Here is a 14887-nt window from a genome sequence, read left to right as displayed (position 1 = left end):
GCACTAATTTAGGTGAATTTAGTGTCGGATGCTCTCGGATGCCTTTTGCTCGATCATTATTGAATCTAGATCTGTGCAGCATCAAAGTAAAGTATCGGCATATTAGTTTTGTTCTGTATCTAATCTGCTCGATCAAATAAAGAAAAATTTTGACACTTTGACACTTTTTTATTTTTTCATTGGCTTTTGCTGTGCGCAGAACAATTGTCAAACTGCTTTTGAGAGTGCTTTTAGTTTCAGGACATCGATCAAACAAAACACAATCCAAAACACAATATTATCTAGGAGGAAAAAGATTATGGCTTTAATTCGTTGGCAACCTTTTCATGAAATGGATGCTTTACAAAGAGATATGAATCGTATGTTTGAAGCTTTGGCATCAAACGAACAGACTTCAATGAGACAAGCATTTATGCCTTTGGCAGAAATGGAACAAACAGAGGATGCAGTACACCTCAAGGTGGAAGTACCAGGTATGAACGCCAATGATTTAGACGTGCAGGTGACTAAAGATGCGGTAATGATTACTGGTGAACGTAAATCTGAGTCTAAGTCAGAAAAAAATGGCATGAAACGTTCAGAATTCCGTTATGGTAGCTTTAGTCGTACCATTCCCCTACCTGTTCCTATTGATAATAATCAAGTCAAAGGAGATTATCAAGACGGTATTTTAACTTTAGAATTACCTAAAGTACAAAAGCAAGAAAATAAGGTTACCAAAGTAAACTTAGGCTCGCGTGACAGTAAAAACATCTCGGAATCTTCTCAATCAAACTCAAATTCGCAAATGGAAACTAGTTCTAATTCTATCAGCGAACCATCAACCGAAAAGGTTGTTGTCACATCTGAAACTGGTGGATATGGTAATCAAGATGCTTGGGATAATAGCCAACAAACTAATTCAGAGCAAGTCTCAGCTAGTTAATTCTTTTACTCCGTAATTGCCAAAAAAATGTAGATAAATTGTAGAGAGCGAGTAACGAGCAAAATATTTTTTGTTACTCGCTTCCTTTCTATTGCACTTAATTTTAATTAATTAGTTTTCAACAGTTTAAATCCCTTACTGTACATAGACTCAAAAAAATGAAATTATGGCAAAAGTTGTAGGTATTGATTTAGGAACAACCAACTCTTGTATAGCTGTATTAGAAGGTGGACAACCCACCGTAATTGCTAACGCCGAAGGACAGCGTACTACGCCTTCAGTAGTGGCATACAATAAAAATGGCGAGCAGTTGGTCGGACAAATTGCCAAACGGCAGGGGGTAATGAACCCTAGGGATACATTTTATTCTGTTAAACGTTTTGTTGGACGCAGATATGATGAAGTCAGGAATGAAACCAGCAGTGTTTCTTATGAAGTTGTTAGAGATAGTAAAGGTAGCGTTAAAATCAAGTGTCCCGTATTAAATAAACAGTTTGCACCCGAGGAAATTTCGGCTCAAGTACTGCGTAAACTAGCAGATGATGCTAGTAGTTATTTAGGGCAAAAAGTAACCCAGGCAGTCGTTACTGTTCCTGCCTACTTTAACGATTCCCAAAGACAAGCAACTAAAGACGCTGGGAAAATTGCTGGTTTAGAAATACTGCGGATTATCAACGAACCAACCGCAGCAGCATTAGCTTATGGCTTAGATAAAAAAAGCCAAGAAACTATTCTAGTATTCGATCTAGGTGGTGGTACGTTTGATGTTTCGATTCTAGAAGTAGGAGAAGGTGTATTTGAAGTTAAAGCCACAGCAGGGGATACTCACCTTGGTGGTAACGACTTCGATCGAGAAATTGTCGATTGGTTAGCGGCTGAATTTAAAAGCAACGAAGGTATCGATCTGCGTCAGGATAAACAAGCTTTACAAAGACTAACCGAAGCAGCCGAAAAAGCCAAAATGGAGCTATCAGGGGCGACTCAAACCAATCTCAACTTACCTTTTATTACCGCTACCCAAGATGGCCCAAAACATCTAGATATGACCCTAACGCGATCGCAATTTGAACAGTTATGCTCTGATTTATTAGATCGCTGTCGCATTCCCGTAGAACAGGCTTTAAAAGATGCTAGTCTGAGTAATTCCCAGATTGACGAGGTTGTTTTAGTTGGTGGTTCAACACGTATTCCTGCCGTCCAATCTTTAGTAAAACGTATTACTGGTAAAGAGCCTAACCAGGCAGTAAACCCAGATGAAGTAGTGGCTGTTGGTGCAGCAATTCAAGCTGGGGTGTTGGCAGGTGATGTTAAAGATATTTTATTACTCGATGTTACGCCATTGTCTTTGGGTGTTGAAACATTAGGCGGTGTTATGAGCAAGCTTGTTCCTCGCAATACTACTATTCCTGTGGAGAAGTCAGAAGTATTTTCTACTGCTGCTGACGGACAGACAAATGTTGAAATTCACGTCTTGCAGGGCGAACGCGAAATGGCAAGCGATAATAAAAGCTTGGGTACATTTCGCCTTGATGGTATTCCTCCCGCACCTAGAGGGATACCTCAAATAGAAGTTAAGTTTGATATTGATGCTAACGGTATTCTTTCTGTATCGGCAAAAGATAAAGCCAGCGGGAAAGAACAGTCGATTACAATTTCTGGCGCTTCTACCCTGGACGAAAAGACAGTAGAACAGATGGTCAAGGATGCGGAAACTAACGCCGAAGCAGATCGTCAACGTCGAGAAAAAATAGATCTTAAAAATAATGCGGATTCCTTGGCATATCAAGCCGAAAAACAACTCAAAGACTTTGGTGACAAAATGTCCGCCAACGACAAAGAACGAGTTGAAGGCATGGTTAAGAATCTACGGCAAGCAATACAACACGACAATTACGATCGCCTGAAGTCTCTAACCGAGGAGTTACAACAAGCTATGATGCAGATTGGCAGCTCGATGTATACGAATAATGACGGGTCTAATAACAATAGTTCTAGTCGTGCAGGTACCTCATCAAATAGCGATGGTGATGAAGTGATTGATGCTGATTTTGTCAGTCAGTAATTTAGTCGTTGCTGATTGAAACTATGAAATGGCAGCTTTGGTTTCAAAGAGACAAAATTGTCCACAATTTAGAGAAATTTCAAGATTTTATTGTTATTTCTCTATGTATCGATTTATTTTGCGTGATGCTGATTCGTTTAGGCGAAATGTTTTTGTCTTTGCTCAAACCGCTGAATTTTAAGGCAATTACGGCTGATATCCTATTTATTCTGATTTTGGTCGAGTTATTTCGCCTCTTAATCATTTATCTTCAAGAACAGCGTATATCCGTCGGCGCAGCAGTAAAAGTATCTTTGGTTTCAGCTTTACGGGAAGTGGTGGTAGAAGGAGTGCTAGAGATTCCTTTAGAAAAACTTCTAGGGGTATGTGCTTTTTTAGCTATCTTAGGCGGACTGTTGTATTTACGAGTTTGGATGTTTACTCAGTTTAATTCAGAGCAAATTATCACTACTAATAAAGTAAATCCGTAGCAAGAAGCCATTTAACCAGTGAAGCTGAAAGACTAATACCATTTCTCCTTAAAGTTGCACTTAATATTTTGATTGTAAATTTCGCGCCCTAAAGGATATGCGAAGCGGTATACCACAAGGGTACAATGTGCTTTAGCACTAGCTTCGCGTCGCAAAGACGCAGAGACGTTTATCCCGCTTAGTTTGAGCGCGAGATTCGGCGAATTCATTTCGCCTTGAATAATCGCGCTGTTGGGGCAAAGGGGTTAAATTTCATTTAGTGCATTTTCATAGAAAGTTGGTATAAAAGGTTTTTTCAGTGAGCAATTTCAGCAAGTTCAACATTTAGTTCAAAAATTTAGCCAAAAACGGCGATCGCCTTCGTTCCGCTAGAGCAAATGAATTCAATCTATCTACATATAATTAAATACAGCCTCAAGGAAAAATGGTATCAGACAAAGATCCTGGGTAAACGATGCTTAAACCCACAGAGAATTTCCCACGAGATCGTATTAAGTTTGTTTGCCCAATCGTCGGCAGTAATTTTGAACTGATTTTGTTGACCAATTAAAGTAACAATATCTCCTGCTTGAACATGAGGGAGATGATCTACCCGCAGCATAAGCTGATCCATCGTAATCGAGCCAATTTGTGATGCTAACTGTCCCGCCACGATCGCCTGTAGTCGATTGGATAAATTGCGTGGGACACCATCAGCATAGCCAATCCCCACCACTGCTATTTTAGTCTTTGCTTGAGTAATAAACTGGCGACCATAGCTGACTCCTTCTCCTGGGGGGATGGTTTTTACCTGGGTAATTTTAGCTTTAACCTGTAATACTGGCTTAAGTTCGAGTACCTGACTGAGATGAGCAGCAGGATATAAACCATATAAAGCCAGTCCAACTCGTACCATGTCGTAATGAGTGGAGCGATCGCTTAAAGTTGCAGCAGAATTTGCCAGATGAATTTGAGGTGGGTTGAATCCAACAGTTTTTAATTGAGCGATCGCTGTTTGAAAACGCTGATGTTGTAAATCCATGATCTGACGATCGCTTTCATCAGCCGTCGAAAAGTGTGAATAGACACTGGCAATCTTTAAATTAGGCAAACTTTTAACCAAAGTTACAAAAGCGACAGCCGACTGCCAATTGGTTCCCAGACGAGACATGCCAGTATCTAGCTTGAGATGAACTGCTAGTGACTTACCTAATCTAGCCAAAGTGTGCTGAAAAACCACTGCTTGTTCAGAATTACAAATTGTGACTTCCAAATCCCAAGCAGCCACCGCTTGAATATCTTCCACGGCATTAATCGCGCCCAAAATTAGCATCGGTGCGGTAATTCCTGAGTTACGTAATTCGACTCCTTCTGCTAAAGTGGCGATCGCTAAACTATCTGCACCATGAGTCAAAGCGGTTTGGGCAACAGTAACTGCACCATGTCCATAGGCATCGGCTTTAACTACCGCCATCAATTTGGTTTGCGGATTGAGCCAAGATTTGAGAGTCAGAACATTATGAGCTAGAGCATCTAGATCGACCTCAACCCAAGCGCGTTGACGATTTACCAACCGAGATAATGGGTCTTGAGGCAATTTTTGGGGCTTTTGCTGCTGCCAACTCACCATATCCAACATTTATGATCCAGAATTAGCTAATATTATTGACAAATATTAGTCTAGAAATAGATAAAGTCAAGAAGCTCATAAAAGTATAGTTTTTCGATTCCTTAAGCACCAAGCCAAAACAAGCTGCTTTAAAGTTACATCAACTAGTTCCTGTGTGTTACCATTCCTTGTAAATAATGATAAGTCTTTACTATGGGTAAGGTTTTAGTACTGAATGCTTCCTATGAACCCCTTAATATCACTAGTTGGCGCCGAGCAGTGGTGTTACTGATTAAAGGTAAAGCAGAACAGCTGGAACATCGAGGTGAGTTTGTTTATAGTGGCTTCCCTCTACCAACAGTAATCCGTTTAAGATATTATGTAAGAGTACCCTATAAAGAAATTCCGCTGACTCGTCGTAATGTTTTGGAACGAGATACCAACACTTGTCAGTATTGTAAAGCAAAAGGCGATCAATTAACAATCGATCATGTAATTCCGCGATCGCGTGGTGGTGGAGATACCTGGGAAAACCTCGTAGCAGCCTGTGTTAGGTGTAATGTAAAAAAAGGTAATCGTACTCCTAAAGAAGCGGAAATGTCGCTGCAAACTAAACCCCGTCGCCCTTATAGTAGTCTGCATTTTGAGCTAATAAAATACACTCAGGGCAACTCTAATCAAGAGTGGAAAAAATACGTAATCGGCATTTAATTTAGTTTCATCTAGCAGAGCGTTACAGAAGACATTGGTTGGTGATAAACTCGAAATTCTAAATAAAAATTAGTATACTTATTCTCTTACTCGGTAATTTAATATTACCCATCATAGTCTACATATGTCATCTAACCTAAACACTTCTCTAGAACATCGTTTAGCCCATAAAACTACGCCAAAAAAACAGTTTGAAGCTGTCGAGGGTAATAAATTTGGTAAAGAGAAAAAGGATAGCGATTTAGTTAAGATAGTTCATCAGTTGACCAAGGTTTTAGAGCAGCATCGAGGAGAAAGGCAAATTATCGTAATTCAGGATTTTCCTGACCCTGATGCCTTGTCTAGCGCCTGGGCATATCAACTTATTGCTGCCAATTATGACATTAGCTGCGATATTGTCTATGGAGGCACTTTGTCTCACCAAGAGAATATTACTTTGGTTAGATTGACTGGGTTACCTGCCACTAAATATATTCATACTGCCTTACAAGAACAAGATTTATCGGTTTATCAAGGCTGTGTGTTAATCGATAGTCAGGGAACAAATAGTCAGCTTTATGCGGTGGTAGAAGCAGCAGGTATACCCCTGCTGGTGGTAGTCGATCATCATAGTAAACAGGGAGAAATTAAAGCCGAATTTGTCGATCTGCGCCCGCAAACTAGAGCTACCGCCACCATTTTGACGCAATATATCCAGTCAGGAATGCTGGAATTTGACTCTAGTAACGAAAACCACGTTAAGTGTGCTACCGCGTTAATGCATGGCTTGCGTTCAGATACTAATCGTTTGATGCAGGCGAAGGAAGAAGACTTTATTGCTGCTGCTTATTTAAGTCGTTTTTACGATTCTCAGCTGTTGAATGCCGTATTACAGTCCGCGCGATCGCGTCGAGTTATGAACGTAATTGAACGAGCTTTACGCAATTGCGTGACCAAGAAGAATTTCTCGATTTCTGGAGTCGGTTATTTACGCTATGATGATCGCGATGCCATTCCCCAAGCAGCAGATTTTCTAGTAACGGAAGAGGATATTCATACCGCTGTAGTCTACGGTATTGTCCATAACGAGGACGATGATAATGAGCTGGTAATTGGTTCTTTGCGGACTACTAAACTGACCTTAGACCCCGACGAATTTATTAAGGAAACATTGGGTAAAGATATCCAGGGCAGATTTTTTGGTGGTGGTAGACATATGGCGGGAGGTTTCGAGATTCCTGTCGGCTTCTTAAATGGCTTCAACGATAATGCTGAATATACCAAATTAAAATGGGAAGTGTTTGACAGACAGATCAAACAAAAACTAATGCGCTTAGTTGAACCTGAAGATAATGTAATTGCTGCTGATTAAGCTCATTATGATGGTGTTGATTAATAGACCTCTATCATGAATATCGGACTAATATATTTTCCCTTCTTACGAAGTTTGCTCAACGGGGGGAACCCCCGCAACGCAACTTCGCGCTTTTCCACCAAACTATGCGGTGCGACACGAAGTTAGTACCACAAGGGTATAACATCCTTTAGGGCAAGCCCTTACCCTTTTCCCTCTTGGTAAGCTAGTTTTTTTGATTCGTGCAAGAAGTCTAATATAGGGGTAGTTGTTATTTGAGTTGCCTTAAATGGAAGCATATTTAATTCGTCATGGTATTGCTGGGGAAAAAGGAACTTATGCCGATGATGAACAGCGTCCTCTGGTAAAAAAGGGTCGAGATAAAACTGCTCAAGTGGCACAGCGTTTAGTAAGTGTCGGCTTAAAATTCGATCTACTCTTAACCAGTCCTTTAGTGCGCGCTGCTCAAACCGCAGAAATTTTGCAGCAAGCAGGTTTGGCTAAAACGATGGAAACTTTTACGCCCTTACAACCCGATGGCGCGATCGCCGAATGGTTAGAGTGGCTACAGCAATACCAACTGCAACATCCCGATGCCAAAATAGCCTTGGTGGGACATCAGCCAGATTTAGGCAATTGGGCAGAAATGCTGCTCTGGGGAGATATTAAAGGGCAAATTGAGGTTAAGAAATCAGGAGTAATCGGCTTGAAAATTCCTCAATTTGGCACTCCCATCGCCCGCAGCACTTTGTTTTTACATGTCTCGCCTAAGTGGTTGATTTGCTAGTATTAGATGCTTATTAAAGAGCTTTTGGCTTGATTCTCACGGCGGTTCTGGCAATTTAAATAAAATGACTAATCTACAGAAATTACATGAATCTGACTTCAACCTCTGGGTGGAAGAAATAAAGACAAAAATTCAGCGACGAGATCTTGAGGACATGGACTGGGATAATCTTCTGGACGAAATTGATGATATGGGGGCGAGTCAAAAAAGAGCTTTAGACAGCTATCTGCAAAGATTAATTGAACATGTTTTAAAGCTTCAATATTGGGAAGGTGAACGCGATCGCTGTCGTAATGGTTGGATGGCAGAGATAGCTAATTTTAGAGGCAGAATCAAGCGCATTCTTAAAAAAAATCCTAGTCTCAAGAACTACATGGTTAATGAATATGATGAAATCTATCAAGATGCTATAACAACAATGAAATTTCAGTTTCATTTGCCTGATGATTGTTTTATTTCATTGCAGGAAATTATGAGAGAGGATTTGTTTTTAGGTAGCAGGTAGTAGAAACTTCTCATTTCATTTAAGTACTGATGCACTAAACTAGTGACAATCGAGTATTGTTTTTCGGAAATAATTTAGATGCTACCTTCTCAGCAGCAGGATTCAATTAATTCTCCAAATTATTCAACTACAGAAAGATCGAAGTGGCTGGAAGTAGAGCTAGAACGGCTTAAAAAAAGCTTGCGCACGGGACAACAGGGCTTAGCCAACTGGCGGGGAGGAGAAATGGCGGTTTCTGCTGTACCTGGGGCGGGAAAGTCTCATAGTTTATCGGTAGCTGCGGCGATCGCCATTGCCCAAAATCAACTACACAGTAGGAAGCAGTTGGTAGTGGTTACCTATACTCGTTCGGCTGCTGCCAATATTAAAAGTAAGATCCGCGATCGCCTGAAAGATTTGATGCTACCTCCTGGGGGCTTTGTCGTATATACTCTTCACGGTTTGGCTCTCAATATTGCTAATTCTCGTAAAGAATTATCGGGACTAGATTTAGATCGGGTAACGATTGTAGTGCCAAATACGGGACATCGTATCATTCGTGGGGCGGTTGAAAAATGGATTGCTGGATATCCTCAGCAGTATCAGAGGCTTTTAGAGGGGGTACAGTTTGACGGTGAAGAGACAGAAAGAATGCGCCGTCAGTCGGTGTTGCGCACGGAGGTATTACCAGGGTTAACTAATACGGTAGTACGGGAAGCCAAAAGTTCGGGACTATTGCCTCAAGAGTTACAGGAGTTAAGTCAGAGTGCGACTGATGAGTATGGCATTCTTCAGATTGCCGCAGGACTATATACAGAATATCAACAGTCCATGCGATCGCAAGATCTGATCGACTATGACGATATGATTCTGGCTGCGCTTAAAGTCTTAGAATATCCCCCCATGCGGTTACTCTGGCAAAACCAGGTTTATGGTGTATTTGAGGATGAAGCCCAGGATTCTAGCCCCCTGCAAGAAAAGCTGATTTCTATTTTGGCGGGTAATGGGGAACAACCTAATGCTGCGCCCAATTTAGTGCGAGTAGGAGATCCTAATCAAGCAATTAACTCTACCTTTACCCCAGCCGATCCGCTTTACTTCAACTGGTTTTGTGAAACCTGCAAGCAGCAAAACAGCTTAACTACGATGAATCAGGCGGGGCGTAGCAGCAAGATTATTATTGATAGCGCTAATTTTGTCGTTCATTGGGTGAATCAGCAGTGGTCTAAATTTCCCGAACCTCAGCCATCACCACCTTTTCGCTTGCAGAATATAGTTATGGTAGAACCTGGCGATCCTCAACCCGATGCCAATCCTCAACCCACCGGTAGCGGTTTAGTTATCTGTAGCCCAGATGATGTTTATCAGACAGTAGCTTTAATTGCCAAACAGGCGATCGCTTTACTTACAGCCCACCCTCAAAGGAATGCAGCAATTTTAGTCAGAGAGAATCGTCAGGCGCGGTTTTTAGCCGAAGAATTAGCCTATCTCTCAAGAGAAAACGGGATTAAAATCTATGAAGTGGGAGAAAGTGAAAGGTATTCCCAAATACCTGCCGAAATTCTTAAATTACTGCAATTTATTGCTCGTCCACATTCTCCAGATAATCTTAAAGCAGCTTTAGAAGTGCTGGAGCAGCGCAGCCTGATACCCACTCAAGATCTTAATGCTCTAGCCACTTTTCCCGAACAGTTTTTATATCCTACTCTCTTACAGCCAGACCAAAAACCCCAAGTAGAGCAAGCTCGTCGCTACTGCGTTAATTTGCTTCGCGCCAGAATAGAGTTGCCCCATTATCAACTGATTCCTTTTTTAGGCATGACGCTTAAATACACTGGTTCAGAATTAGCCACGCTGCAAAAATTAGCCGAAAAAGTGAGCCAGCAAACTAGAACAGAAAGCTCACTCAAAACGGCAATTCAGACTTTAACCGAGATTGTCAGTGCCGAAAACTTTGAAGGAGTTGAAGAAGACGATGGCGATCGCTATACTCGTGCTAACCAGGTGACAATTATTACCATGCACAAGGCTAAGGGATTAGATTGGGACTATGTATTTATTCCTTTTCTGCACCAAGATATATTGCCAGGTGAACCTTGGATTCCCAATGCAGGTAAGTTTCTCGGCAGTTTTACTCTCTCAGAAGTTGCTCGCGCTCAGATCAGAAGTTTAGTACATCATCAGTACATATCCCCCGAACAACCCCATACTATTCCTGCACCTATGGCAGCTTGGCAAGAAGCAGTTAAGCTCAAACAAGCCGAAGAATACCGTTTGCTATATGTGGCGATGACTAGAGCCAAACGTCTACTGTGGATGTCTGCTGAGGAGTTAGGGCCATTTCGCTGGAGTGTATTCCGCTCCGATCAACCTGCTAGTCTGCAACAGAAAAAGCCTTGTCCTGTCTTGCCAGCTTTAATTAAATATTTACACAGTCGGAAAAATTAGGCAGATTTTCAATCTTAATCTTCTGGTTGGGAAGTTGAAGATCTTCTTGTTTTTCAGCTTCAAAAGTAGCTGTTACTCTCACATAACCCGATAATAAACCCGAACTATGTTGCACCCAGGCAAAATTTTCCAAACTAGCATTATTAAAATCGATAATTGGATAAATTGGCGTTGCTGGATCGATGTATAATTCGACTATTTTCTCTATGCAAGCAAATCAACTAAAAAGCTAATAGCTAAGAGCTAAAAGCTATATGCGTAGCAGTATCCTTTAGGTCGTACAGATTACTTTTTGGTTTCATACTTCAAATCAGCAATGCCGATAAATTTTGCCTATAATTAACAACAGTAATTACTCTGTAAAGATGTCTATTAATAAGTAAGTAGGTAGGCCAAATTAATTAGAAGATAGTCTGGTAGGGAATTAGGGAGAGATAACTAATTACCATTAAAATCTATCTTCTTTTTGGTTTTATATTTAATTCCGCCTAGCTATTTAAGTAAGAGCCAAACTGATAAAAAAGATTAAAGCGATCGCGTCGAATCAATCGAGTGACAGATACTTTTGATTTAATCTATTGCCTATCTTAAATTGAAACTCATTCCATTACAATACGCGATCGCACGTTATGAATTTCAAACCTGTTCTCTGGGTGTTATGGGCAAGCTTTATTATTTATCTTCTGTTACTCGCTCCCCCTTTTCATTTGGAGTTGACTAAATCCCTAATGATCAAATTATTCACCCTGCAATGGAACGCTATCAATCCAGTTATCCTTTCTCTGTTTGCTTTAATTGGAGTTTGGATACTAATTTATAGCAGCCTATTGTTTTTTGATGGCAGGATGCAGTCGATTCCTTTCTATCCATTTGCCATCCTTTCGTTAGGTACGGGTGTAGTTGGGCTAATTCCTTATCTAGCTTTGCGAGAACCCAATACAGAATTTGCGGGGGAGAAAGATGCATTGTTACAAATGTTAGATTCACGTTCGACTGGAATAGTATTAATGCTGTTTACGCTTGGTTTACTTATCTATGCCATGTTTGCTGGAGACTGGGGGGAATTTTGGCTACTTTTTCGAGGCGATCGCTTCATCAACGGCATGAGTTTGGCTTTTGGTTTGTTTTGCCTGTTATTTGCGACCGTTTTGGGAGATGACATGATTCGTCGCGGTTACTTGAGGGATTCCCAGTTGTTTTGGCTGATCTCATTAGTACCTTTGCTTGGACCTTTGGCTTATCTTTGCTGGCGACGGCCAATTAGGACAACATCGTGAACTACTCGTAGCGCGACGCATATCCTTTAGGGTAATTGCATTGTTTCTAGATAGATGCAGGAGTTTTTAAGAAACGCAGTTGTCCAGGATTTACGTACAAAAAAATCATCCATTGTCTAGTGTCTACGTTTTTACTTGATTAATTCATATTTACAATGATGTTGGATGAAGAATATTCGTCAACTTTCTCAGTTACAAAAGGAGAAGAATTGGAGATTTACAAAGAACGGTTCAACTTAAATTCTCCTGTCCTAAAATGATGACAACTGAATCGGAGAAAGTTAGTTGGTTTGCTCGTCGCCTTAAAAGATGGACAGAACACAATTTCGGTTGAGACTTTTTTCTTTCCTTAGAAGGATTAATACAATTGAAGCTTTTCCGATACTGTAAAGTGAAGCATTAACAATAAGGATATGACCGAGCAAAAACCCGAGCGATTTATCGATTTTAGAGATGCAAAGCAATCTTCTGACATCATGAAACGAGAAGCCCAAAAGGAAAGCTCTGCGGATGCAGCACAAATGGAGCAAGAGTTTACCCAGTCAAAGTCAGCAGAGAACCAACTCGCCCACGAACAAAATATTACCGCCCATATCCCTGGCGGTAGCATGATTGCCGATCTAGATAAGTAAAAGAGTTTAATTAATCAAAAAGCCAATTTACGTTTACGCGATCGCCTGTCTACAATGAGATAAATTCCCTAAGAGCGATCGCCTACAATTAGTTTGATTGGGGAATTAAAGCGATCGCTATACTACGATACAATAACTTTGCCAGTGCGATGCCTTTGGCTAGGCGGAGCCTAATCGCCATAAATTTAATGCCGATAGATTCGAGCCTTTACCCCGATAATTGAATAAACAGCTTACTACCTCAATTTAGTCAGCATTTTGGCATCATAAATACCTTCAGACCAATTTTTACCAGTTTTGATCTGTTCTACAGTTAGACTTTCGACACCAAAAAATTTAGTTTTCTGCAAATTAGCATCATTCAATCGGCAATCGTTGAAATTAACATCCCCAAAATAAGCTTGGGCGAGATTAGAACGAACAAAATTTGCGCCAATAATATTTGCGCCAACAAAATCTACTTCCTGTAAATTAGCTTCAATAAAATCGGCATAGCTGATGTTTGCCCCTGTCAGCTGGCTGTTAGTCAGATTAGCATTATTGAGCTTGGTTTCAACTAAGTTGGCGTGACTTAGGTTAGCATTACTCAAATTAGCATTGCTCAGATCTGCCCCTGATAAATAAGAATGGCTCAAATCTGCTCCCGATAGGTCAATACCGCGCAAATCTGCCTCTGGAGCAGTAAAACCTCTAAGGGGAACGCGATCGCTGTTAAGATCCTGTAATGCCTGTAATCTAGCGTAGCTATTTCTTAATCCGTGGGCGGAATCGATAGTTTTCCAAGCTTCATAGTGTGCTTGCTTATCTCTTTCAGGCGCTTCGAGGAAAAAGAGCCAGACGGCGACTAAGATGCTAAATCCTTCCAGAATATTTAACAGCACCGATTCCCTAATCTGGCAAAAAAGCCAAACTTCCTGCGGATGACAAGACTTAATTCCGCCTAAAACGGCTTCAACTAGCAAAATTAAGCCAATTAAAGTCGTAGTACCCCCAATAGCAATCAGAATGCGTTGAAAAGAACGTTGTTGTTGTTTACTACTCATCATCAATATTTATTGGAGGTTTTCAACCTTTCAGTCAATTGGCTTATAGCTTTTGGCGTTGCTGATTTAAAGTATACCACAAGGGTACAACGTGAAACCGAAAAGTAATCTGTACGTCCTAAAGGATACCGCTACGCATATAGCTTTTAGCTCTTAGCTATTAGCCTTTAGCTTTTTAGTTAATTTGCTTGCATAGAGAAAATAGTAGAATCATATATCGATCCAGCAACGCCTAGCTTTTCAATGATCATTGCTCATTGTTCATTGCTCACTGTTGAAAGCAAAGCTCTTTTATACTTCTACCAATTGTGGTGTAGCTTGCTCATCAACTTCAGTCAAAACACCATCTTTAACTAGCGAACGAGAATTACCACCAGTTTGAATCATGTCACCCACCATAGCAAACATGGCATCTATTTTGCGCTTTCTCCAGTCACTAACTAAAGCATCTACTTCTATTTGAGGTAATCTACGTTGCATTGCTGCATAAAGATATTCTGCATGTCTAGTTTCGTCTTGGGCTACGCTGAGAATACTTTGTCGAAGATTACGACTTTTAAGCTCATCATTTGGTAGGGCTGTCGCCATCCTGGCAAAATCTTTACTAGCATCAAATTCCAAGATGTAAGTACTTGCCATAAATACCAGCCAATCAATATTTTCCGCTTTCAAGGCTTCTGGTTCGTAATCGCGGTAAAACTTGCTATAGAAAGGACTAGAATTTTTAGCTTTGTTTGATTTAGTTTCTGACTGTTGCTTCATCTCAGCCGCAGTTTTCACCTCTTTACCCAGCTGTTTTAATCCATGAGCAAAAATTTGACCATGACGTTGCTCATCAGCAGCATGAATAGTTAGCTTTTCTGCTAGCCAGGTATCACCTTCGGCAGTTGCTCTTGCTGCTAATTTAGTTAGAAAGGGAACTGCTCCAGATTCAGCCATTTGGAAGCCTGCCAGAGTATTGGGGCGAGTTTGAGGATCGCGTAATCTGCTAGCCAGGATATATGCAGTTGCACCTGAGCCGATAGTATTGAGAATACTTGTAATAAAGTCCATGACAATGTTTGTTGCGTATATATTGCAGGTTAACTTTATTCTAATCAATATCAAGCAAAACATTCATTGGCAAT

Annotated in this window: 14 protein-coding genes; 10 read left to right on the top strand and 4 right to left on the bottom strand. The window is 40.7% G+C overall.

What is annotated here, in order from left to right:
- Positions 1-298: 298 nt before the first annotated feature.
- The 3 genes from KME09_18160 (at position 299) to KME09_18150 (ending at position 3457) form a co-directional block, all read left to right on the top strand.
- Positions 299-925 (top strand): Hsp20/alpha crystallin family protein, encoded by a 627-nt coding sequence (locus KME09_18160; GenBank protein MBW4535865.1) that lies wholly within the window; start codon positions 299-301, stop codon positions 923-925.
- 166 nt (positions 926-1091) lie between these two features.
- Positions 1092-2987, top strand: a complete 1896-nt coding sequence (gene dnaK, locus KME09_18155; protein MBW4535864.1) for a molecular chaperone DnaK — start codon at positions 1092-1094, stop codon at positions 2985-2987.
- Between the two features lie 23 nt (positions 2988-3010).
- Entirely contained in the window at positions 3011-3457 is a 447-nt protein-coding gene (locus KME09_18150) for a phosphate-starvation-inducible PsiE family protein (protein MBW4535863.1), read from the top strand.
- Between the two features lie 430 nt (positions 3458-3887).
- Here KME09_18150 and alr read toward each other — a convergent pair whose 3' ends face one another.
- A complete protein-coding gene (gene alr, locus KME09_18145; GenBank protein MBW4535862.1) occupies positions 3888-5066 on the bottom strand; it encodes an alanine racemase in 1179 nt (392 codons plus the stop codon).
- Positions 5067-5258: 192 nt separating this feature from the next.
- On the opposite strand from alr, the gene KME09_18140 reads away from it, so the two are divergent.
- The 5 genes from KME09_18140 to KME09_18120 all read left to right on the top strand — a co-directional run bounded on the left by KME09_18140 (position 5259) and on the right by KME09_18120 (position 10808).
- The gene (locus KME09_18140; protein ID MBW4535861.1) at positions 5259-5756 is read left to right on the top strand and encodes an HNH endonuclease; all 498 of its coding nucleotides are present in this window, start codon (positions 5259-5261) and stop codon (positions 5754-5756) included.
- A gap of 124 nt (positions 5757-5880) precedes the next feature.
- Positions 5881-7107 (top strand): bifunctional oligoribonuclease/PAP phosphatase NrnA, encoded by a 1227-nt coding sequence (locus KME09_18135; GenBank protein MBW4535860.1) that lies wholly within the window; start codon positions 5881-5883, stop codon positions 7105-7107.
- Positions 7108-7378: 271 nt separating this feature from the next.
- Entirely contained in the window at positions 7379-7876 is a 498-nt protein-coding gene (gene sixA / locus KME09_18130) for a phosphohistidine phosphatase SixA (protein MBW4535859.1), read from the top strand.
- A 64-nt stretch (positions 7877-7940) separates the two neighbouring features.
- On the top strand, positions 7941-8381 hold the full coding sequence (locus tag KME09_18125; protein MBW4535858.1) for a DUF29 domain-containing protein: 441 nt from the start codon (positions 7941-7943) through the stop codon (positions 8379-8381).
- A gap of 78 nt (positions 8382-8459) precedes the next feature.
- The gene (locus KME09_18120; GenBank protein ID MBW4535857.1) at positions 8460-10808 is read left to right on the top strand and encodes an ATP-dependent helicase; all 2349 of its coding nucleotides are present in this window, start codon (positions 8460-8462) and stop codon (positions 10806-10808) included.
- Here KME09_18120 and KME09_18115 read toward each other — a convergent pair.
- Positions 10780-10941, bottom strand: coding sequence for a hypothetical protein (locus tag KME09_18115; GenBank protein ID MBW4535856.1), 162 nt, complete (start codon positions 10939-10941; stop codon positions 10780-10782). The two genes, KME09_18120 and KME09_18115, sit on opposite strands and share 29 nt — an antisense overlap.
- A gap of 496 nt (positions 10942-11437) precedes the next feature.
- Between KME09_18115 and KME09_18110 the strand changes: the two genes are divergently transcribed.
- Together KME09_18110 and KME09_18105 are read left to right on the top strand one after the other, a co-directional pair.
- Positions 11438-12085 carry a DUF2834 domain-containing protein gene (locus KME09_18110; GenBank protein MBW4535855.1) on the top strand — a complete coding sequence of 216 codons (648 nt, stop codon included), beginning with the start codon at positions 11438-11440 and terminating at the stop codon, positions 12083-12085.
- A 413-nt stretch (positions 12086-12498) separates the two neighbouring features.
- A complete protein-coding gene (locus KME09_18105) occupies positions 12499-12717 on the top strand; it encodes a hypothetical protein (protein MBW4535854.1) in 219 nt (72 codons plus the stop codon).
- Positions 12718-12953: 236 nt separating this feature from the next.
- Here the strand turns inward: KME09_18105 and KME09_18100 are convergent, their stop codons facing one another.
- Both KME09_18100 and KME09_18095 read right to left on the bottom strand, forming a co-directional pair.
- Positions 12954-13766 carry a pentapeptide repeat-containing protein gene (locus tag KME09_18100; GenBank protein ID MBW4535853.1) on the bottom strand — a complete coding sequence of 271 codons (813 nt, stop codon included), beginning with the start codon at positions 13764-13766 and terminating at the stop codon, positions 12954-12956.
- 285 nt (positions 13767-14051) lie between these two features.
- On the bottom strand, positions 14052-14813 hold the full coding sequence (locus KME09_18095; GenBank protein ID MBW4535852.1) for a ferritin-like domain-containing protein: 762 nt from the start codon (positions 14811-14813) through the stop codon (positions 14052-14054).
- Between the last annotated feature and the right edge of the window lie 74 nt (positions 14814-14887).

Source organism: Pleurocapsa minor HA4230-MV1 (genome assembly GCA_019359095.1).
GTDB classification, from domain to species: Bacteria; Cyanobacteriota; Cyanobacteriia; order Cyanobacteriales; family Xenococcaceae; genus Waterburya; species Waterburya minor.
This window is presented reverse-complemented; position numbering and strand designations above follow the sequence as displayed.